This is a genomic window from Arthrobacter sp. BE255 (genome assembly GCF_031457335.1).
Classification (GTDB): domain Bacteria; phylum Actinomycetota; class Actinomycetes; order Actinomycetales; family Micrococcaceae; genus Arthrobacter.
Genome location: NZ_JAVDWK010000003.1, coordinates 166,801 through 187,419 on the forward strand (window position 1 = coordinate 166,801; position 20,619 = coordinate 187,419).

General features: G+C 65.6%; 18 protein-coding genes. 14 read left to right on the forward strand and 4 right to left on the reverse strand.

Going from position 1 to position 20,619, the window contains the following annotated elements; translation table 11 throughout:
• The first annotated feature begins 14 nt into the window (after window positions 1–14).
• From thrS to pdxS, 4 genes are all read left to right on the forward strand, one after another.
• A complete protein-coding gene (thrS, locus tag J2X42_RS07135) occupies window positions 15–2,024 on the forward strand; it encodes a threonine--tRNA ligase (protein WP_310163652.1) in 2,010 nt (669 codons plus the stop codon).
• An 18-nt stretch (window positions 2,025–2,042) separates the two neighbouring features.
• A complete protein-coding gene (locus J2X42_RS07140; protein WP_310163653.1) occupies window positions 2,043–2,630 on the forward strand; it encodes an HIT domain-containing protein in 588 nt (195 codons plus the stop codon).
• The gene (pgsA, locus tag J2X42_RS07145) at window positions 2,620–3,243 is read left to right on the forward strand and encodes a phosphatidylinositol phosphate synthase (protein WP_310163654.1); all 624 of its coding nucleotides are present in this window, start codon (window positions 2,620–2,622) and stop codon (window positions 3,241–3,243) included. The genes J2X42_RS07140 and pgsA overlap by 11 nt, the downstream gene beginning before the upstream one ends.
• Window positions 3,244–3,384: 141 nt before the next feature.
• On the forward strand, window positions 3,385–4,311 hold the full coding sequence (pdxS, locus tag J2X42_RS07150; RefSeq protein ID WP_011692158.1) for a pyridoxal 5'-phosphate synthase lyase subunit PdxS: 927 nt from the start codon (window positions 3,385–3,387) through the stop codon (window positions 4,309–4,311).
• A 206-nt stretch (window positions 4,312–4,517) separates the two neighbouring features.
• Here pdxS and J2X42_RS07155 read toward each other — a convergent pair whose 3' ends face one another.
• Window positions 4,518–6,530, reverse strand: coding sequence for a M3 family metallopeptidase (locus J2X42_RS07155; RefSeq protein WP_310163657.1), 2,013 nt, complete (start codon window positions 6,528–6,530; stop codon window positions 4,518–4,520).
• A gap of 83 nt (window positions 6,531–6,613) precedes the next feature.
• Between J2X42_RS07155 and J2X42_RS07160 the strand changes: the two genes are divergently transcribed.
• Window positions 6,614–7,873 (forward strand): CapA family protein, encoded by a 1,260-nt coding sequence (locus J2X42_RS07160; RefSeq protein ID WP_310163659.1) that lies wholly within the window; start codon window positions 6,614–6,616, stop codon window positions 7,871–7,873.
• Between the two features lie 34 nt (window positions 7,874–7,907).
• On the opposite strand, the gene J2X42_RS07165 is transcribed toward J2X42_RS07160, so the two are convergent.
• Entirely contained in the window at window positions 7,908–8,657 is a 750-nt protein-coding gene (locus tag J2X42_RS07165; protein WP_310163661.1) for a glutamine amidotransferase, read from the reverse strand.
• Window positions 8,654–9,946 carry a MurT ligase domain-containing protein gene (locus J2X42_RS07170; RefSeq protein ID WP_310163662.1) on the reverse strand — a complete coding sequence of 431 codons (1,293 nt, stop codon included), beginning with the start codon at window positions 9,944–9,946 and terminating at the stop codon, window positions 8,654–8,656. The genes J2X42_RS07165 and J2X42_RS07170 overlap by 4 nt, the downstream gene beginning before the upstream one ends.
• A gap of 91 nt (window positions 9,947–10,037) precedes the next feature.
• Here J2X42_RS07170 and pdxT point away from each other — a divergent pair, with 91 nt between their 5' ends.
• The 9 genes from pdxT to J2X42_RS07215 all read left to right on the forward strand — a co-directional run bounded on the left by pdxT (window position 10,038) and on the right by J2X42_RS07215 (window position 19,937).
• Window positions 10,038–10,748, forward strand: a complete 711-nt coding sequence (pdxT, locus tag J2X42_RS07175) for a pyridoxal 5'-phosphate synthase glutaminase subunit PdxT (RefSeq protein ID WP_310163664.1) — start codon at window positions 10,038–10,040, stop codon at window positions 10,746–10,748.
• 3 nt (window positions 10,749–10,751) lie between these two features.
• Window positions 10,752–11,507, forward strand: coding sequence for a YebC/PmpR family DNA-binding transcriptional regulator (locus tag J2X42_RS07180; RefSeq protein WP_310163665.1), 756 nt, complete (start codon window positions 10,752–10,754; stop codon window positions 11,505–11,507).
• Window positions 11,508–11,542: 35 nt separating this feature from the next.
• Window positions 11,543–12,121 (forward strand): crossover junction endodeoxyribonuclease RuvC, encoded by a 579-nt coding sequence (gene ruvC / locus J2X42_RS07185; protein WP_131133111.1) that lies wholly within the window; start codon window positions 11,543–11,545, stop codon window positions 12,119–12,121.
• A 90-nt stretch (window positions 12,122–12,211) separates the two neighbouring features.
• Window positions 12,212–12,856, forward strand: a complete 645-nt coding sequence (gene ruvA / locus J2X42_RS07190; protein WP_310163668.1) for a Holliday junction branch migration protein RuvA — start codon at window positions 12,212–12,214, stop codon at window positions 12,854–12,856.
• Window positions 12,849–13,937, forward strand: coding sequence for a Holliday junction branch migration DNA helicase RuvB (gene ruvB / locus J2X42_RS07195; RefSeq protein WP_310163670.1), 1,089 nt, complete (start codon window positions 12,849–12,851; stop codon window positions 13,935–13,937). The genes ruvA and ruvB overlap by 8 nt, the downstream gene beginning before the upstream one ends.
• Before the next feature lie 188 nt (window positions 13,938–14,125).
• The gene (gene yajC, locus J2X42_RS07200; RefSeq protein WP_310163671.1) at window positions 14,126–14,527 is read left to right on the forward strand and encodes a preprotein translocase subunit YajC; all 402 of its coding nucleotides are present in this window, start codon (window positions 14,126–14,128) and stop codon (window positions 14,525–14,527) included.
• A gap of 102 nt (window positions 14,528–14,629) precedes the next feature.
• A complete protein-coding gene (secD, locus tag J2X42_RS07205) occupies window positions 14,630–16,387 on the forward strand; it encodes a protein translocase subunit SecD (protein ID WP_310163673.1) in 1,758 nt (585 codons plus the stop codon).
• Window positions 16,388–17,407: a protein translocase subunit SecF gene (secF, locus tag J2X42_RS07210; RefSeq protein WP_310163676.1), complete on the forward strand. Its 1,020-nt coding sequence runs from the start codon at window positions 16,388–16,390 to the stop codon at window positions 17,405–17,407.
• Between the two features lie 136 nt (window positions 17,408–17,543).
• Window positions 17,544–19,937 (forward strand): bifunctional (p)ppGpp synthetase/guanosine-3',5'-bis(diphosphate) 3'-pyrophosphohydrolase, encoded by a 2,394-nt coding sequence (locus J2X42_RS07215; protein ID WP_310163679.1) that lies wholly within the window; start codon window positions 17,544–17,546, stop codon window positions 19,935–19,937.
• On the opposite strand, the gene J2X42_RS07220 is transcribed toward J2X42_RS07215, so the two are convergent.
• Window positions 19,818–20,543, reverse strand: coding sequence for a type IV toxin-antitoxin system AbiEi family antitoxin (locus tag J2X42_RS07220; RefSeq protein WP_310163682.1), 726 nt, complete (start codon window positions 20,541–20,543; stop codon window positions 19,818–19,820). The two genes, J2X42_RS07215 and J2X42_RS07220, sit on opposite strands and share 120 nt — an antisense overlap.
• Window positions 20,544–20,619 lie beyond the last annotated feature (76 nt).

Genomic DNA, 20,619 nt, shown 5'->3' on the forward strand with positions numbered 1-20,619 from the left:
AATAGGAGACACCCGTGTCAGATGCCCAGCAGATCACCCTCATCGTCGATGGCGAAGAGACCAAGGTGACTACCGGGACAACCGGTGCGGAACTCTTCTTTGAGCGCCGCGATGTTGTTGTAGCCCGCGTCAACGGCGAGCTGAAGGACCTGGACCAGGAACTGCCGGAGGGCGCCGACGTCGAAGGCGTCACCATCGAGTCCCCGGACGGACTGAACGTCCTCCGCCACTCCACTGCCCACGTCATGGCCCAGGCCGTGCAGCAGCTCCGCCCGGACGCCAAACTGGGGATCGGACCGTACATCACCGACGGCTTCTACTTCGACTTCGACGTCGCCGAACCGTTCACCCCCGAGGACCTCAAGACCCTCGAAAAGATGATGCTCAAGATCATCAACCAGAACCAGAAGTTCGTCCGCCGCGTCGTCTCCGAGGACGAGGCCCGCGACGCCATGAAGGACGAGCCCTACAAGCTCGAACTGCTGGGCAAAAAGAACAACGCCGCCGAAGCCGGTGAAGGCGTCAACGTCGAGGTAGGCGCCGGCGACATCACCATCTACGACAACGTGGAGCGCAAGGAAGGGGCCACCGTCTGGTGCGACCTCTGCCGCGGCCCGCACCTGCCCAACACCAAGCTCATCTCCAACGCCTTCGCCCTGACCCGGTCCTCCTCCGCGTACTGGCTGGGCAACCAGAAGAACCAGCAGCTGCAGCGCATCTACGGCACAGCCTGGCCCACCAAGGACGCGCTGAAGGCCTACCAGGAGCGCATCGCCGAAGCCGAACGGCGCGACCACCGCAAGCTCGGCGTCGAACTTGACCTCTTCTCGTTCCCTGACGAGCTGGGATCCGGCCTGCCCGTGTTCCACCCCAAGGGCGGCATCATCCGCAAGGAGATGGAGGACTACTCGCGGCAGCGCCACGTCGACGCCGGCTACGAGTTCGTCTACACCCCGCACATCACCAAGGGGCACCTGTACGAAGTCTCGGGCCACCTGGACTGGTACAAGGAGGGCATGTTCCCGGCCATGCACGTGGACGCCGAACTCAACGAGGACGGCACCGTGCGCAAGCCGGGCCAGGACTACTACCTGAAGCCGATGAACTGCCCCATGCACAACCTGATCTTCCGCTCCCGCGGACGGTCCTACCGCGAACTGCCGCTGCGGCTGTTCGAATTCGGTTCGGTGTACCGCTACGAGAAGTCCGGCGTGGTGCACGGGCTGACCCGCGTCCGTGGCATGACCCAGGACGACGCCCACATCTACTGCACCCGCGAGCAGATGAAGGACGAACTCACCAAGACCCTGACGTTCGTGCTGGACCTGCTCAAGGACTACGGCCTGAACGACTTCTACCTGGAGCTCTCCACCAAGGACCCGGAGAAGTACGTCGGCGAGGACGCCGCCTGGGAAGAAGCCACCCGGACCCTTGCCGAAGTGGCTGAGGAATCCGGCCTGGAACTGGTTGCGGACCCGGGGGGAGCGGCCTTCTATGGCCCGAAGATTTCCGTCCAGGCCAAGGACGCCCTCGGCCGCACCTGGCAGATGTCCACCATCCAGCTGGACTTCAACCTGCCGGAACGCTTCGAACTGGAATTCCAGGCTGCCGACGGCACCCGCCAGCGGCCAGTAATGATCCACCGCGCCCTCTTCGGTTCCATCGAGCGGTTCATGGGCGTCCTCACCGAGCACTACGCCGGCGCCTTCCCTGCGTGGCTGTCCCCGGTCCAGGTGGTGGGCATCCCGGTCGCCGAAACGTTCAACGAATACATGTTCGACGTCGTTGACCAGCTCAAGGCGGCGGGCATCCGCGCCGAGGTGGATACGTCGTCGGACCGGTTCCCCAAGAAGATCCGCACCGCCAGCAAGGATAAGATCCCGTTTGTCCTCATTGCCGGCGGCGACGACGCTGAGGCCGGTGCGGTCTCCTTCCGCTTCCGCGACGGCAGCCAGGACAACGGCGTGCCGGTGGCCGAGGCCGTCAAGCGGATCACCGAAGCCGTCCGTAACCGGACCAGCTAGCGAAACGGACGGGAAACGGTGCAGGAGAACACAGGCGCAGGATATCCAGGCGATGCCGGCGTGACCGACGACTTTGACCTCGCCGGTGTCCCGGATGCCTTCCAGCGCCTGTGGACTCCGCACCGGATGGCCTACATCAAAGGCGGCCAGCATCAGTTCAAGAATGAAAACGACTGCCCGTTCTGCGTTGGTCCCGGCCGGACCGATGAGGAGGCCCTCATCGTTTACCGGGGAAAAACGTGCTACGTGGTGCTGAACCTGTTCCCGTACAACCCGGGCCATCTGCTCGTCTGCCCCTACCGGCACGTTCCGGACTACACGGATCTGACCCTGGAGGAAACAGCCGAGTTCGCCGAGCTGACGCAGACCGCCATGAAGGTGCTGCGGAAAGTATCGAATCCCGGTGGCTTCAACCTGGGCATGAACCAGGGCGTGGTGGGCGGCGCGGGAATCGCGGCGCACTTGCACCAGCATATTGTTCCGCGGTGGGGCGGCGACGGTAATTTCTTCCCGATCATCGCGCAGACCAAAGCCATCACCCAGACCCTCGACGAGGTCCGCCGCCAGGTGGCCGAGGCGTGGCCCGGGGAGACGGATGCTGAATAGGCACGCGCGCGGTTTCTTCACCGCGCTGTTTACCCCGCTTGCCCGCTGGCTCCTGAAAATCGGTATTTCCCCCGACGCCGTCACGGTAGTGGGGACCCTTGGTGTCGTAGCCGGCGCACTGGTCTTCTACCCTCTGGGCCAGCTGTGGTGGGGAACTCTGTTCATTACTGCCTTCATCTTCTCCGATGTGCTGGACGGCATTATGGCCAGGATGCGGGACACCGGGGGCCGGTGGGGAAACTTCCTGGACTCCACGCTGGACCGGGTCGCCGACGGCGCACTCTTCGCGGGCCTCGCCATCTGGTTCTTCGCCGGCGGCGACGACGTGGTGATAGCGGTGGGCGCAATGGTCTGCCTGGTCCTGGGCATGGTGGTCTCCTATGCGCGGGCCAAAGCGGAATCCCTCGGCTTCACCGCAAACGTGGGAATCGCCGAACGCGCCGAACGGCTGGTCTCGGTGCTGGTGGTTACCGGATTCACCGGCCTCGGCCTGCCCCACATCGTCCTGCAGGTGACGCTCGCGCTCCTGGCCACGGCCAGCCTGGTCACGATTATCCAGCGTGTGGCCACAGTGCGCCGCCAGTCCCTGGCGGAGTCCGCAGCCTCTGATTAAGGCTGATTAAGCCCGCTGCCTGCCGTGGGACTAGTATTGTGACTGCCCGGTCAATGGACCCGGCAACCCGGTGTGTGTACCTTCGGCTCTGTGCCGCCCTCACGCCCGGCGAAGATCATCTATCTACCCATAGGGGTTTTTGTGTCTACACCTGATGTAAGCAGCGAAGCCGGTTCGTCCGCGAACAGCGTCACGGGCAGCAACCGCGTCAAGCGCGGCATGGCTGAGATGCTCAAGGGCGGCGTCATCATGGACGTCGTCAACGTCGAACAGGCCCGCATCGCCGAAGACGCCGGTGCCGTGGCAGTGATGGCGCTGGAACGCGTTCCGGCCGACATCCGTGCCCAGGGCGGCGTGTCCCGCATGTCGGACCCGGACATGATCGACAAGATCATCGAGGCCGTGTCCGTGCCGGTCATGGCCAAGGCCCGGATCGGCCACTTCGTCGAGGCCCAGGTCCTGCAGTCCCTGGGCGTGGACTACATTGACGAGTCCGAGGTCCTGACCCCGGCCGACTACGTCAACCACATCGACAAGTGGAACTTCAAGGTTCCCTTCGTCTGCGGTGCCACCAACCTCGGTGAGGCGCTGCGCCGCATCAACGAGGGCGCGGCCATGATCCGGTCCAAGGGCGAGGCCGGCACCGGCGACGTTTCCAACGCCACCGGCCACATGCGCCAGATCCGTTCCGAGATCGCCAAGCTCGCGGCCCTGCCCGAGGACGAGCTGTACGTCGCGGCCAAGGAACTGCAGGCCCCGTACGAACTGGTCAAGGAAGTCGCCGCCGCCGGCAAGCTTCCCGTGGTGCTGTTCACCGCAGGCGGCATCGCCACCCCGGCTGACGCCGCGATGATGATGCAGCTCGGTGCCGACGGTGTGTTCGTCGGTTCCGGTATCTTCAAGTCCGGCAACCCGGCCCAGCGTGCCGCCGCCGTCGTGAAGGCCACCACGTTCTTCGATGACCCCGACGTCATCGCCAAGGCCTCCCGCGGCCTGGGCGAAGCCATGGTGGGCATCAACGTCGACGAAATCCCGCAGCCGCACCGCCTCGCCGAGCGCGGCTGGTAGCACCTGTCTTTCGGCAGGTCCTGATCCTCTGCTTGCTATTCCCCACGTCCCGCTAAAGCCGCTCCGCGGCGAGCGGGGACGTGGGGCCCCTTTTACGCAAGCTGCCGGACCAGTACCTGCCTCTAAGCAACAAACCGCGACGGCGGCGGGTCACCTATGCAGGGTGACCCGCCGCCGTCGTTCTTTTGTTTGGGGTGGGTGGTGCGTTAGTCCAGGCCGCGGCGCTTCAGCAGCGGTTCCAGCTTTGCTTCGCGGCCTCGGAGGGTTTTGAAGGATTCCAGCGGGTCGCGGCTGTTGCCTCTTGAGAGCAGCTCCTGGCGGAAGCGTTCGCCGTTGGCTCGGGTCATGCCGCCGTTCTCCGTGAACCAGTCCACCGTCTCTGCGTCCAGCACCTCGCTCCAAATGTAGGAGTAGTAGCCGGCGGCGTAGCCTGCCCCGGCGAAGATGTGCTGGAAATAGCCGGTGCGGTAGCGCGGCGGGATCAGGGCGTGGGCCACTCCGGCGGCCGCGAGGGACTTCTCCTCGAATGCCAGGGCATCGTCGGGGATCCCGCTGTCGTCCAGCACATGCCATGCCAGGTCAAGCAGCGCGGCACCCAGGTACTCGGTGGTGGCGAAGCCCTCGCCCCACAGCCGGGACTCATTGAGCCTGTCCACCACGTCCTGGGGGAGCGGCTCGGCGGTGGCGTAGTGCCGCGCGTAGTTGGCCAGCACCTCAGGCCACAGGATCCACATCTCGTTGACCTGCGACGGGTACTCCACGAAGTCGCGGGGCACGGCCGTGCCGGCGAACCGCGGGTACGTCACGTTGGAAAACAGCCCGTGCAGCGCGTGGCCGAATTCGTGGAACGTGGTGCGCAGCTCATCCAGCGTCAGCAGGGTGGGTTCCCCGGCCGGCGGCCTGGAGATGTTCAGGTTGTTGATGACCACCGCCTTGGTCCCCAACAGGTCGGACTGCTCCACCAGGGAGTTCATCCACGCCCCTCCGCGTTTGGACTCCCGGGTGTAGTAGTCGCCCAGGAACAGTCCCAGGCCGCTGCCGTCTTCGTTCCGGACCTCCCACACGCGGACGTCCGGATGGTAGCCGGCCAGGTCCGTCCGTTCGTGGAAGGTGATCCCAAACAGCGACGTGGCTGCGTGGAACACCCCGTCCTTGAGCACCCTGTCCAGCTCGAAGTAGGGGCGGAGCGCCTGCTCGTCAACGGCATACTTCTCGCGCCGTACCTTGGCCGAGTAGAACGCCCAGTCCCAGGCCTCCAAGGAGTGGCCGGCAATGTCTGCCAGGGCCGCGGCCTCGGCATCCGCATTCCGCACAGCAGCCGGCGCAAGCCGGTTCAGCATGGCCTGGACGGTCTCGAAATCCGGCGCCGTCTGCCGGTCCACCACCAATTCGGCATAGTTCGCGAAGCCAAGAAGCCCTGCCTTTTCGGCGCGCAGCGTAGCCATCGAACGCACGAGTTCCCGGACGTCCAGGCTGCCGCCGTCACTGCCCCGGCCAAGGGAGGCTTCAAACAGCCGACGGCGGACGTCCCGGTTTTCGAGGACGGCCATGGCCGGCTGGTTACTCGGCTGGATCAGGGTCAGCAGGAACTTGCCGTCATGCCCCGCCGTCCGGGCCGCTTCGGCCGCGCCGGCGACGTCGTCGGCGGGCATGCCGGCCAGCTCCTCCTCGTGGTCCAGCAGCAGGGCGGCGGACTTCATGGCTTCCTTGACCCGCTGGCCGAAGTCCGTCCCGAGCCGGGAGAGTTCGGCGTTGACAGTCTTCAGCCGCTCCTGGTCCGGAGCGTCCAGCTGGATTCCCGACTGCCGGAACTCCTTCAGGTACTCCTCGACGAGCCGGACAGCTTCCGGCTCCAGGCCTGCGGTATCGATGGCGGCAAACCTGTCAAAGAGGGCGCGGTTCAGGTACACCTCGTCCTGATGTGCGGTGAGCAGGGGCGTCAGCTCCGTTTCGAGGTCGCGGATCCCGTCCGAGGCGTCGGCCGAAACCAGGGTGAAAAAGGACGCTGCTGCCCGTTCCAGCAACCGGCCCGCCTGCTCCATGGCGATAGCGGTGTTCGCAAACGACGCTGGCTCCGTGTTGTCCACGATGGCCTGGATTTCGGCCAGATGCCCGGCCAGGCCTGCATGGACCGCCTCCGCGTACTCGGGGACCGAGATCCGGGCAAACGGCGGCAACTCGTAGGGCAAGGGACTGGGGCTGAAGAGCGGATTGGTCATGAAGTAAAGCTTTCACATCACGGCGCTGTTCTCAATGAGCCAAATGCTCGGTTCCGGCCGCTTCGAAACCTAGAATTACGCCCATGGGGAACAGAAGTGGCGGCATTGCCGTCCGCGCCGGCGCAGCCATGGCTGCAGCCATTCTTGTAAGCGCCATCGCCGGCTGCGGCCTGATAGCCGAACAGGCCGGCAGGTCGGCCAGCGCCGGGACCCCTCCGGGTCCGGGGGCGGGCCAGCCGAGTGCCACGCAGACGCCAACGCCCACCCCTACCCCCACGCCCACCCCGGGTGCCGGGCCGGCGTGCCCTACGGTGCGCTGCACCTCTGTCCTGGTCACCGGCGACATGCTGGTCCACACCCAGCTCTGGCAGCAGGCCCAGCAGGACGCCGCCGCGGCGGGGAAACCCGGACTGGACTTCACGCCGCTCCTTGAAGGCCAGCGCCGTTACATCCAGGCCAGCGACCTCGCCATCTGCCATCAGGAGACACCCGTGGCCGGGCCGGAGGGGCCGTTCTCGGCCTACCCCTCGTTCAATGTCCCGCCGCAGATCATCACAGCATCCAAGGCGGTCGGCTACCAGGCCTGCACCACCGCCAGCAACCACACCATCGACCGGAGCACGGACGGCCTGCTGCGGACGCTGGACGCCCTGGACGGTGCAGGGCTTAAGCACACCGGTTCCTACCGCACGGAAGCTGAGTCCCAGGGCATCCTGATCCTGCAGACACCTGCCGCCAGGATCGCCATCATCCAGGGGACCTACGGCCTCAACGGCCAATACCCTGAATACCCCTGGCAGGTCGACATGCTTGACGCGCCGTCCATGATCGCCAAAGCCGTCAAGGCGCGGGCACTCGGGGCAGACATCGTGCTGGGCGCCATGCATGCGGGAGACGAATACGCGAGCGAAGCCAACGCGCAGCAGCAGGAGGTGGCCCACGCCCTCGTGGACAGCGGCCAGTTCTCCATGATCTACGGCCACCACACGCACTCCGTGCTGCCCATCGAAAATTACAAGGGCACCTGGATCGTTTACGGGCTGGGCAACGGCGTCACTGAACTGTCGCCCTGGTATGTCGTGAACAATGAGGGCCTGCTGGTGCGGGCGCAGTTCAGCCAGGACGCGTCCGGAAAATGGGTCCCCTCAGACCTCGCCTGGGCGCCATCGGTCATCGTCCGCGACCCCTACCGCTGGTGCTCCGTGGCAACCGACGCCCCCCAGGGTGTGTGCGCCACGCCCGAGGCGGACGCCGCCACCCGGCTGCGGACTGTTTCCGTCGTGGAATCCATGGGCGCCGCCGCGGCGGGGGCGCACGAACTCCTGATCACGAAGCAACCCTGAGCCGCCACAGCCGGCAAACTTTGCCGGGAGCAGGTCAGCGCGGGCGCCGCGCAGCGTGCTCCCTGGCCAGCACGGCGTAGCGGTCATCAGGGCTGCCGGGAACAAAAGCCCCGAACTTGCGCTCGGCGGCGGTGCGGATCAGGAAGTCCGCGATGGCGGGGTTCTTGGGCAGCAGGGATCCGTGCAGGTAGCTGGCCACGATGTTCTTGTAGCGTGCGCCTTCCTGGCCGTCGCTGCTGTTGTTGCCGGTACCTTTCGCGGTGGTCCCCAACGGCCGGACGCCCGCACCCAGGGTGGTCTGCCCGCTGTGGTTCTCGTAGCCCAGGACCTCGCCGAACTCGGGGGTGGCCACCTTGACGTTGCCGATCAGGCGTTCGTCGGTGCCGTGTGTTTCCACGTCCAGGATGCCGATCCCCGGGATGACCGTACCCAAGCGGGTCTTGAAGAAGCGTCCGAACAGCTGATACAGCCCGCAGATCACCAGCATGGGCGCGCCGTCCTCCGCCAGCCCGGTCAGGACGTCGGCGCGTGAGTGCAGGTCGTCCTGGATGACGAGCTGGCCGCTGTCCTGCCCGCCGCCGCCCACAATGAGGTCCACATCGGCGGGAAATTCGTCGCCGACGTTGTACTCCAGCAGCTCCGGGGTGTAGCCGTGCCAGCTGATCCGCTGCTTGAGGACCAGGGCGTTGCCCCAGTCGCCGTAGATGTTCATGTCCCGCGGGTAGAGCTGCAGGACGCGGATGGTGCCCTTGCTTCCCTGCGGGTCCTGGGTGTCCGGGCTCATGAGACCACCTCGACTGTGGTGATTTTGGACAGCTCGCGGCGGATGGCCAGCATGGCTGTGTACGTGCAGAAAATCCGCTTTGGCTTGCCCTTGGCGTCGCGGATGAACGCGGCCAGCGCCGGCGTAATGTCCGGCTGGACTGCGCCAATGCGGACGTCGTCGTACTGCAGGCGCAGGGCCATGTCGTAGGCGCGGGACCCCGTCAGCTGGTCCACGCCGCCGTCGCGGAGCGAATCGAATTCCACGTCCCACAGCCAGGACATGTCCCGGCCGTCGGCGTAGTTGTCATTAATGGCGATCATGGTGGCGTAGCCGCCCGCGGGGAAGGACTTCAGCCCCAGCCGGAAACCGCTCGGGTTCTTGACCAGCACCAGATCCAGGGGCTGGCCATCAACAGTCAGGCTTTCGCCGCGGCCGAACGCCGGCTCCACCCGGGACAGTGCGGTGAGCAGGGTGGCGTGGTCGGCGGTGGCGGCACCGCTGCCACAGATGCTGCGCGCCAGCGTCAGTGCCGCGGCCGCATTAAAGATGTTGTAGACGCCGCGGAGCTTCATCGCGGTGGTGACAGTGGCGCCGTCGTACTCAAAATCGGCGGTGTCCGGCCCCACTTTGCGGAGTACGACGTCGGCCGCTGGCTTGTGGGGGAGCGCTGCGGGTGCGGGGCTGCCGGGCGCAGCCCGCATGTCGTCGTCGTTGGGGAACGTGCTGAGGAGGGAGTCGTCCAGGCCGAAGTACTGGACGTCCTGGCCGGTGAGGGTGTCCGCGATGCGGGCAACCCGCGGGTCCTCCCGGTTGAGGACTACCGTGCCGGTCGTTTTCGCGGCGATGTGCTGCAGCAGCTGGGCCGTTTTGTCGATCTCGCCGAAGCGGTCCAATTGGTCGCGCAGGACGTTGAGTAGGAGGCTGTACCGGGGCGGAATGCGGTTAACAAAATGCGTGGCGTGGGCTTCGTCGAGCTCCAGGACGGCGACGTCGGCGGTGAGCCGGCCACGCCAGTCCACCTCGCCCAGTAACGCTGCGGCCACACCCCGGGTGAAGTTGCTGCCGGTGCGGTTGGTGAAAACCTTCAGGCCCTGGCTTTCCAGGAGTTCCACCACCATCTTCGTGGTGGTGGTTTTGCCGTTGGTTCCGCTCACGACGGCAACGCCGTGGGGGAGGGTGGCGAGCGTCCGCTGCATAAAGCCGGGGTCGATTTTCTCGACCACCAGCCCGGGCAGGGCGGACCCGCCACCCCTGAGCCGGGACACCCGGCGGACCAGCTTGCCGAGCGGAACACTGATGTAAAGCATGCTCTGTAATATATCCCAGCAACGGCATGGAACCCCGCCCGGGACGGGCTCCAGGCGACGGCCCGGGTGGATCGCGCATTATGCTGAATGGATGACAAACCCCCTTTCGGCAGCTTCTGCACGCGTGGGCTCGGGCCTGCGGATCGGCGTCCTGGCGCTCCAGGGCGACTTCCGCGAGCACCTCCGGGCCGTGGAAGCCGCCGGTGCCGCCGGAATCGGAATCCGCCGGCCCAAAGAGCTGGACGGCCTGGACGGCCTCATCGTTCCCGGCGGTGAATCCACGGCCATCGACAAGCTGGCCCGCGCCTTCGAACTCGCCGGGCCGATCAAGGACCGGATCCGCGAAGGCCTGCCGGTGTACGGCTCCTGCGCCGGCATGATCCTCCTGGCCGATGAGATCGCCGATCCGGCCACCGACCTGGCCGGTAACCCGCAGCAGACTTTCGGCGGCCTGGACATCACCGTGCGGCGCAACGCTTTCGGGCGCCAGCGTGAATCATTTGAAACGGACCTGGACTTCAAGGGCCTGGAGTTCAGCGCCACGGAATCCGGGGTTGCCCCGGTGCACGCCGTATTTATCCGCGGCCCCTGGGTGGAACGCGTCGGCGCCGGCGTGGAGGTCCTCGCCCAGGTGGAGCCCGCGGACCCCGAACACGCGTCCCACGCTGCAAGCCTGCCCGGGACGGCTAGAATTGTTGCAGTGCGTTCAGGCCACCTGCTGGCCACCTCCTTCCACCCGGAAGTGACTGGGGAGAAACGCGTACACGAACTTTTTATCCGCATGATCAGAGGAGAAGCGTAAAGCATGTCAGGCCACTCCAAATGGGCAACGACCAAGCACAAGAAGGCCATCCTCGATAGCCGCCGCGCAAAATCGTTCGCCAAGCTGATCAAGAACATCGAAGTCGCCGCACGCATGGGCGGCCCGGACCTCGCCGGCAACCCGAGCCTCGAACTCGCAGTCACCAAGGCCAAGAAGACCTCCGTTCCCGCGGACAACATCGACCGCGCCATCAAGCGCGGCGCCGGCCTGACCGGTGAAGTGGTCGACTACACCGAGATCATGTACGAATGCCGCGGCCCGCAGGGCTCGGCCCTGCTCATCGAGTGCCTCACGGACAACAAAAACCGCGCCGCCTCGGAAGTCCGGCTCGCCATTTCCCGCAACGGCGGCACCATCGCCGATCCGGGTTCGGTCAGCTACCTCTTTAGCCGCAAGGGTGTGGTGTCCCTGCCCAAGAACGGGCTCACCGAGGACGACGTCCTGATGGCTGTTCTCGACGCCGGCGCCGAGGAAGTCAAGGACAACGGCGACACCTTCGAGATCCACTCGGACCCGAAGGACCTCCAGGCAGTCCGCGACGCCCTCAAGGACGCCGGCATCGAATACGACACCGATGAAGCCGAGTTCGTGCCTTCCATGGAAGTTCCCCTCGACCTCGAAGCCGCCAAGAAGTTCATGAAGCTCGTTGACGCCCTGGAAGACCTCGACGACGTCCAGAACGTCTACAGCAACGCCGACCTCAGCGACGAAGTCCAGGCCGCCCTGGAATCCGAGTGACCCACCGCGTTGCGGCATAGGGCGGTTGTTCCAGGGTGACGCTGCGCGTACTGGGCGTCGACCCTGGACTTACCCGCTGCGGAATCGGCGTCGTTGACGTCGAGCGGAACCGGCGGGCCACAATGGTGGCCGTCGGGGTGGTGGGCACCTCTCCGGAGGAAACCCTGGACCAGCGGCTCCTGGTCATTGCCCTGGCCATCGACGAGTGGCTGGACCGCTACGAACCGCACGTTCTCGCCGTCGAACGCGTCTTCTCGCAGCTGAACGTCAGCACGGTGATGGGCGTGGCACAGGCGTCCGGCGTGGTGATCGCCGCCGCAGCCAGGCGCGGCATTCCGGTGGCCCTGCACACGCCGTCGGAAGTCAAAGCCGCCGTCACCGGCAGCGGAAACTCCAACAAGGAGGCCGTGACCAAGCTGGTCACGAAGATCCTCCGGCTGGATGCGCCGCCGCGCCCCGCGGACGCCGCGGACGCCCTGGCGCTGGCCATCACGCACGCCTGGCGGGCAGGCAGCGGCGCCGCCGTAGCCACCACCGGTCCCGGCAGCCTCTCGCTGACGCCGGCCCAGCGCGCCTGGGCGGACGCCGAGGCGAAGGCGCGCCGCGCACGGTGAATGTCCTGGCCTCTTGCTAGGGTATTCGTAGATATGTTCGGATAGCCGGTCCCACCCCAAAGAGCCCGGCAGTACACCAGGAGCCCGGCCTTGATCAGTTTCCTTCGCGGAACCGTAGCGCACATTGGCCTTTCCACGGCTGTGATCGACCTCAACGGGGCGGGAATGAGCGTCAACGCAACGCCCCAGACGCTCAGCCGCCTCCGGACCGGCGAAGAAGGCAAGCTCTTCACCTCCCTGATCGTCCGCGAGGATTCGCTGACCCTGTACGGATTCGCCTCCGACGACGAACGTGAAGTCTTCGATGTCCTGCTCAGCGTCAGCGGCGTCGGTCCCCGGCTCGCGCTGGCAGTCCTTGCCGTCCACGAACCTGAAGCCATCCGGGTTGCCGCCCACACGGGCGACAGCAAGACGTTCACCAAAGTGCCCGGGATCGGCCCAAAGGTGGGCGGCCGGATTGTGCTGGAACTCGCCGGCAAGCTGGTGCCGCACGGAACGGCCGGTACAGCAAGCGTGGCCACCCCGGCCGAAGCAGCCTGGAAACCGCAGGTGGTGGCGGCCATGACCAGCCTTGGCTGGTCGGAGAAGGACGCCACGTCCAGCATCGACAAGGCCCTCGCCGACGACCCCGAGGTCTCGTTCCGCGGCAACGTGGCGGAAATCCTGCGGACCACACTGCGCTGGCTGGGCCAGGACGGCGCGCGGGCCGGCAACCGCGTAGGCAGCCGTGGCTGAAGCGTCGGTGGTGGCGGCAGCGGAGGAGCCCGAAGACCGGGCCATTGAGGCAGCCCTCCGGCCCAAGAACCTGGATGACTTCGTGGGCCAGCACCGCGTCCGCAAGCAGCTCTCGCTCGTTCTGCAGGCCTCGAGGATGCGCGGCCGCAGCGCGGACCACGTCCTGTTTTCGGGGCCCCCGGGCCTGGGCAAGACCACGCTGGCCATGATCGTAGCGGCTGAAATGAACGCGCCCCTGCGCATCAGCAGCGGGCCCGCAATCCAGCACGCCGGTGACCTCGCCGCCATCCTGTCCTCCCTCTCCGAAGGCGAAGTCCTGTTCCTGGACGAGATCCACCGGATGTCCCGGCCTGCCGAGGAAATGCTGTACATGGCCATGGAGGACTTCCGTGTGGACATCGTGGTGGGCAAGGGCGCCGGTGCCACTGCGATTCCGCTGGACCTGCCCCCGTTCACGCTGGTGGGCGCCACCACCAGGGCCGGTTTGCTGCCAGGCCCGCTGCGCGACAGGTTCGGTTTCACCGGGCACCTTGAGTTCTATTCCGTGCCGGAACTCGAACTGGTCCTCAGGAGGTCCGCCGGGCTGCTGGACCTGAAGGTCAACTCTGCCGGCTTCAGCGAAATCGCCGGGCGGTCCCGGGGCACCCCCCGTATTGCCAACCGCCTGCTCCGCCGCGTCCGTGACTGGGCCCTGGTCCACGGCCTCGAGCAGATCGATGCCCGCGCCGCCTCCGCAGCGCTGGACATGTACGAAGTGGACAAGCGGGGCCTGGACCGGCTTGACCGTGCCGTCCTCGAAGCGCTCATCACCAAATTCGGCGGCGGGCCCGTGGGCCTTTCCACCCTGGCCATCGCCGTGGGCGAAGAAACTGAGACCGTCGAAACGGTGGCGGAACCGTTCCTGGTCCGCGAAGGCCTCCTGGGCAGGACGCCGAGGGGCCGCATCGCCATGGCCCCCGCATGGACCCACCTCGGCTATGCCATCCCGTCCGGGGTGTTCAGCCAGGAACCGCTGGACCTCTTCGAAGCAGACAGCGAAGACGACGAAACCGCCGTCGACTGGGCGCCCAACAGCCAATAGCGCCGTCCTTTCAGCTTTTCCCTTTAGACTGGGTATGACGCCCGGCACGTTTGCGTCTTTGTTCCCGCAGGCGGCTCCAGCAGCTGCCCGTTGATGGCAGGCGGTTCGCCGCCCGGCCACCCGGTGCAAAGCCGACGGCGCCTTAAACCAATACGCCAGTACAGATCGGAAACATCCCTGTGGATCCCATGAACATCGTCTTGTTCGCCATGCTCGGAATTTTTATCTTCATGATGTTCCGCCGCAACAAGAAGACCAAGGAGCAGCAAGCAACGCTGCAGTCCCAGTTCGCACCTGGGGTTGAGGTCATGACGAGCTTCGGCCTTTTTGGCCGGATTGTCTCCATGGATGATGAAGAAAACAAAGTCGTACTGGAGCTCTCGCCGGGCAACCTTGCCACGGTGCACCGCCAGGCGGTCACCAAAATTGTTGAGCCTGCTGCTGTTGCTGAGGAAGAGACTGCGGTTGTCCCCGACGACGCATCGTCGCTGACTACCCAGGACGCCGGAACGCCCACCAGTCCCGCCGCCGTCGAGACCCCGGACGAGACCCTGAAGCGCCTCAACGACGAGGGCAAGAAGGACAGCTAGTCCCGCCCACCGCATTCCAGCAGCTCTACGGCAGCGGGCTGCCGCCGATGGGAGCGAAAGCTCGCATCGGCGGTTCCTCCGTGAATAAGAGAAAGATCGACAATGGCACGAACTGGCCCCAAAAAATCAGGCCTCAGGGTACTCGTCTGGCTAGGCGTAGTCCTCGCAGTGCTGACGGCCGTCCTTGCCGGCGGCACCATCGCCGGACAGGCCAGCTGGGCACCAAAGCTGGCGCTTGACCTCGAAGGTGGCACCCAGATGATCCTGGCGCCGAAGGTTGAGGGCGGTTCGGACATTAACGAGGACCAGCTCAACCAGGCGGTGGCCATCATCCGCCAGCGCGTTGACGGCTCCGGCGTTGCCGAAGCGGAAATCAGCACCCAGTCAGGCCGCAACGTGGTTGTCAGCCTTCCCGGCACGCCCTCCACCCAGACGCGGGCACTGATCCAGGCCTCCGCAGACATGAACTTCCGCCCGGTCCTCCTTAACGGAGCCGGCGCTGCGGTGCCCACCGAATCGCTCACACCCGAGGACCAGCTGCCGAAGCCGACGGCGGAACCCGCCAACAGCAGCGACATCAACTGGATCACCGCCGAGGTGTACCGCCAGTTCGAGACACTCGACTGCGACAACCCCTCCCAGGACAAGCAGGAACGTTCCGACCCCGCGAAGCCGCTGGTGACCTGCGAGCCCGCGACGGCCACCACCCCGGCCATCAAATACATTCTGGGACCGGTGGAGGTCAAGGGCAGCAACATTGTCACCTCCTCCTTCCAGCTCCAGCAGGGCGCACAGGGTGCCGTGACCAATGAATGGGCCGTCAACATCCAGTTCGACGGCGACGGAACGGCCAAGTTCAAAGAGGTCACCGAACGCCTGAACCAGTTCTACGTGGCAGCCGGCGGCGAAACCGGCACCGACCCCAAGTCGCAGTTCGCGATCGTGCTCGATGACCAGGTCATCTCCGCGCCGCGTTCCCTGGCAGTCATCACCGACGGCCGCCCGCAGATCACCGGCGGCTTCACCGAGCAGACGGCCAAGGCGCTCTCCGACCAGCTGCGCTTCGGCGCGCTGCCCATCAGCTTCGAGATCCAGAGTGAACAGCAGATCTCCGCAACGCTCGGTGGCGAGCAGCTCCGCATGGGCCTGCTGGCCGGTGTGATTGGCCTGCTGCTGGTGGTGGTGTACTCGCTCTTCCAGTACCGGGCGCTGGGCTTCGTAACCATCGCCTCCCTCGTGGTGGCCGGTGCGCTGACGTACCTCGCCATCGCCATCCTGGGCTGGACCGAAAACTACCGGCTCTCCCTGGCCGGTGTCGCCGGCCTCATCGTGGCAATCGGCCAGACCGCGGACTCATTCATCGTCTACTTCGAACGAATCCGCGACGAACTGCGCGAAGGCCGCGGCCTGGTGTCCGCCGTCGAAAACGGTTGGAAGCGCGCCAAGCGAACCGTCCTGGCCTCCAAAGCCGTCAACCTGCTCGCGGCCCTGGTGCTCTACTTCGTGGCAGTGGGCAACGTCCGCGGCTTCGCGTTCACCCTCGGCCTGACCGCCATCGCCGACCTCATCGTCGTCTTTATGTTCACGCACCCGACGCTGCAGATGATTGCACGCACCAAGTTCTTCGGCGAAGGCCACCGGTTCTCCGGCCTCGACCCGAAGCAACTCGGGGCTGTGCCGCTGTACCGCGGCGCCGGACGGCTGCGAACCCCCGACTCGAAGCCCGCCGTGGTCCGGGCCAAGAACACCGGTGCTGCCGCTGAGGCAGAGCGCAGGATGACCATCGCGGAACGCCGCCTCGCGGAGAAGCAGGAGCAGCTCACCGGCTCCTCCAAGAGCGCAGCCAAGGAGAACAAGTAAATGTCCAGCTTTGCCACTTTCGGTAACGAGCTCTATTCCGGCAAGCGCTCGTACAACTTTGTCGGCGCCAAGAAGATCTGGTTCCTCATTGCGGCCGTTGCCGTTGCCCTGTCCATCCTGATCCCGGTGGCGAAGGGCGGCTTCAACCTCGGCATCGAGTTCCGCGGCGGCTCCGAATTCACGGTCTCCAACGTCAAGACCACGGACGCCTCCGTGGGCGAAAAAGCCGTTCAGGACATCGTCGCGGGGAGCATTCCGCGCGTGGCCAACGTGGCCGGCACCACCATGAGGATCCAGACGGACAAGCTCACGGACGATGAAACCCTCAAGATCAAGGAGGGTCTGACGGCCGCCTACGGCGTCACGGACAACGAGGTGACGTCCACGTTTGTGGGTCCCACCTGGGGTGCGGATGTCACCAAGCAGGCACTGATCGGCCTGGTGATCTTTGTGGTCCTGGCTGCCCTCCTCATGGCCCTCTACTTCCGGACCTGGAAAATGTCCCTGTCCGCGATCGCCGGCATGCTGGTGACGATGTTCATCACCGCCGGGGTATATGCCCTTAGCGACTTCGAGGTGACGCCGTCGGCCATCATCGGGTTCCTGACGGTGCTCAGCTACTCGCTCTATGACACCGTGGTGGTCTTCGACAAGATCCGCGAAAACACCGCCGATCTGGATGCCTCCACCCGCCGTACTTTTGGCGAGGAGGTCAACCTCGCGGTCAACCAGACCCTGGTTCGTTCGATCAACACCATGATGGTGGCCATCCTCCCCGTGGGTGCCATCCTGTTCATCGGCGCCGGCCTCCTGGGCGCGGGAACGCTCCGCGACCTGTCGCTGGCATTGTTCGTTGGCATCCTGATCGGCACGGCCGCCACGATCTTCGTCGCAGCCCCCATGTATGCCTGGCTGCGCCAGAACGAACCCGACCTGGTAAAGCAGGCCAAGCGCGTGGAGCACCGGCGGAACGAGGCGGCGTCCAAGGCCGCCGTCGCCGTCGAATCAGCGCAGGCCTGAACAGCTGGCGTTTGCGGGCCGGCCGGCATCAGGAGACTGATGCCGGCCGGCCCGTTCGCATTTAAACGCCGGTTACATATGTGTGCTGATCGGGGAATAGACTGGGGTAATTAAACGGGTCGTGAGGGGTGCTTCATTGGAAGAACGTTCGGCGTCGGCGCCAACGGCAGACGGAGACAACGGTCCGGGCCGCGGACCGCAGACCGGGCTGGTCCCTGCCGCACGTCCAGGGCAGGCCGTCCCCGTGGACAACTCCGGGGCCAGGCCCACCTTCCCGGGACGCCGTGAACGCACGCGTTCCCGCCTGGCCCGGCTCACGGGCCGCGGCGCGGCAAGCTATTCGCCCATCCTCGAACCATTGCTGCGGACCGTCCGGGCCAATAACCCCAAAGAGGACTTCGACCTCATCCAGCGGGCCTTTGACGTCGCCGAACGCAGCCACCGCGGACAGAAACGCAAAAGCGGCGATCCCTACATCACCCACCCGGTTGCGGTGGCCACGATCCTTGCCGAACTCGGACTGAGCGGCACCACCCTGGCCGCTGCGTTGCTTCACGACACCGTGGAGGACACTCCCTACACGCTGGCGGACCTGAAGAGGGACTTCGGACCCGAGGTCGCCATGCTGGTGGACGGCGTCACCAAGCTGGACAAGGTCAGCTTCGGAGAAGCCGCCCAGTCCGAGACCGTGCGCAAAATGGTTGTGGCCATGGCCAAGGACATCCGCGTCCTCATGATCAAACTGGCGGACCGCCTCCACAATGCCCGCACGTGGCGCTTCGTCTCCGCGGAATCGTCCGCCCGGAAGGCCCGCGAGACCCTTGAAATCTTCGCGCCCCTGGCTCACCGCCTGGGCATGAACACCATCAAGTGGGAACTGGAGGACCTGTCCTTCGCTGCGCTCTACCCGAAGGTCTACGAGGAAATCGTCCGGATGGTGGGGGACCGCACTCCGGAACGTGAGAAGAGCCTGGGCGTAATCCGCGACCAGATCACCGAGGACCTCCGGGCCGCCAGGATCAAAGCCACCATCACGGGGCGGCCCAAGCACTATTACTCGATCTACCAGAAGATGGTGGTCCGGGACAAAGACTTCGACGACATCAACGACCTGATGGGCGTCCGCGTGCTGGTGGACTCCGTCCGGGACTGTTACGCGGCACTGGGCACCATGCACTCGCGCTGGAACCCGCTGCCGGGGCGGTTCAAGGATTACATTGCGATGCCGAAGTTCAACATGTACCAGTCCCTGCACACCACGGTGATTGGCCCGGGCGGCAAACCCGTGGAAATCCAGATCCGGACCCACGAGATGCACCGCCGCGCGGAATACGGTGTGGCGGCCCACTGGAAGTACAAGGACCAGCCCAACCGGACGGCCACCGGCCCCGGCAGCCCCCGGGACGGCGACATGGGCTGGCTCCGGTCGCTGGTGGACTGGCAGCAGGAAACCTCGGATCCGGGGGAGTTCCTGGATTCGCTGCGTTTCGAAATCAACGCCCGCGAGGTGTTTGTTTTCACGCCGAAGGGCGAAGTGATGGCCCTTCCGGCCGGATCGACGCCCGTGGACTTTGCCTACGCCGTCCACACCGAGGTGGGCCACCGCACCATCGGCGCACGCGTCAACGGCAAACTGGTCCCGCTGAACAGCGAACTGAACCATGGCGACTGGGTGGAAATCTTCACCTCGAAGGCCGAAGGCGCAGGCCCCAGCCAGGACTGGCAGCACTTCGTTAAGAGCGCCCGGGCGCGGAACAAGATCCGCCAGTGGTTCAGCAAGGAGCGCCGCGAAGAAGCGATCGACCGTGGCAAGGAACTCCTGACCCGGGCCATGCGCAAGCAGAACCTGCCCCTGCAGAGGCTGATGACGCACGAGGCACTGGCCGCCGTGGCGGAGGACTTCAAGTACGTGGACATCTCCGGCCTCTACGCCGGCGTCGGAGACGGTCACACGTCGGCCCAGTCGGTGATGGAAAAGCTCGTCGAAAGCCTCGGCGGGAGCGAAAGCACCGACGACGACATCACCGAAGTCAGCATCCCCACGCAGGTGGCCAAGACCCGCTTCTCCGATTCCGGCGTGGTGGTAAGGGGCGTCGGGGACGTCTGGGTGAAGCTGGCCCGCTGCTGCACGCCCGTGCCGCCGGACCCGATCCTCGGATTTGTAACTCGCGGCTCAGGTGTGTCGGTGCACAGGACAGACTGCACCAACATCTCGGACCTGAAGGACCAGCCGGACAGGATTGTGGACGTCGACTGGGCACCCACCCAGTCAAGCGTGTTCCTGGTGGAGATCCAGGTGGAAGCCCTGGACCGCAAATCGCTGCTCTCCGACGTGACGAGGGTCCTGTCCGAGAACCACGTCAACATCCTGGCCGCCAGTGTGCACACCTCCACGGACCGCGTAGCCATCTCACGGTTCGCTTTCGAGATGGGTGACCCCAAGTACCTCAGCCACGTCCTCAGCGCCGTCCGGCGGATCGACGGCGTCTTCGACGTCTACAGGACCACCGGCAACAAACGGCGGAGCTAACAGGGCGAGCTTCTCCAGGGCGGACCTTTTGTGGGGCACGCGTGGGGTGGATTCGATGGCCAGAACCAGCAGGCGCAGCCGGACATCCTTCTCCGGCCTGGACAGCAGGGCCTCCAGCGCCGGCAGTGCCCGCTGTGCGTCAACATGCAGGGCAATGTCCAGGGCCGTGCGCAACGGGCTGGAGACCATCAGCCCGCCCAGGCTGACGACGTCGAACGGTCCCAGTCGTACTTCGTGGAGTGTGCACCCGCGCGTGTTGCGCAGGCTTGAAATCCTGCGTTTGGCATCCACGAGCAGGGCCAGCCGGTCGGGTTCGCCTGCGCACCCATAGATCCAGGCCGCGGTCATCCTGCCGGCCACCACCCGCTGCCGGATGGCTGCCGGCACGGCGTTGGCTGCCGCACGCGCCCTCATCTGCGGCGATGCGGCAACGTCCGGGAGCGCATAGCCATGCTGGTGGAACTGGCTGAGCACGCCGTCCCCGGCCATCGACTGGAGCTCCGGCCAGGTGAAGGGCTTTCCGGGCGAGTAGAGCTCGGGGAAGCGGGGGAGCGCTGGCGCAGGGGCAGCCGCCGCGACGGCGGTCGAAGGGGACGGAGTGGCCATTCAGCCATCCTGCCGCGTATCCCACAAACGCGTACAGGCCCGGCTTCGGCCATGTGGATAACCGAAGCCGGACCTG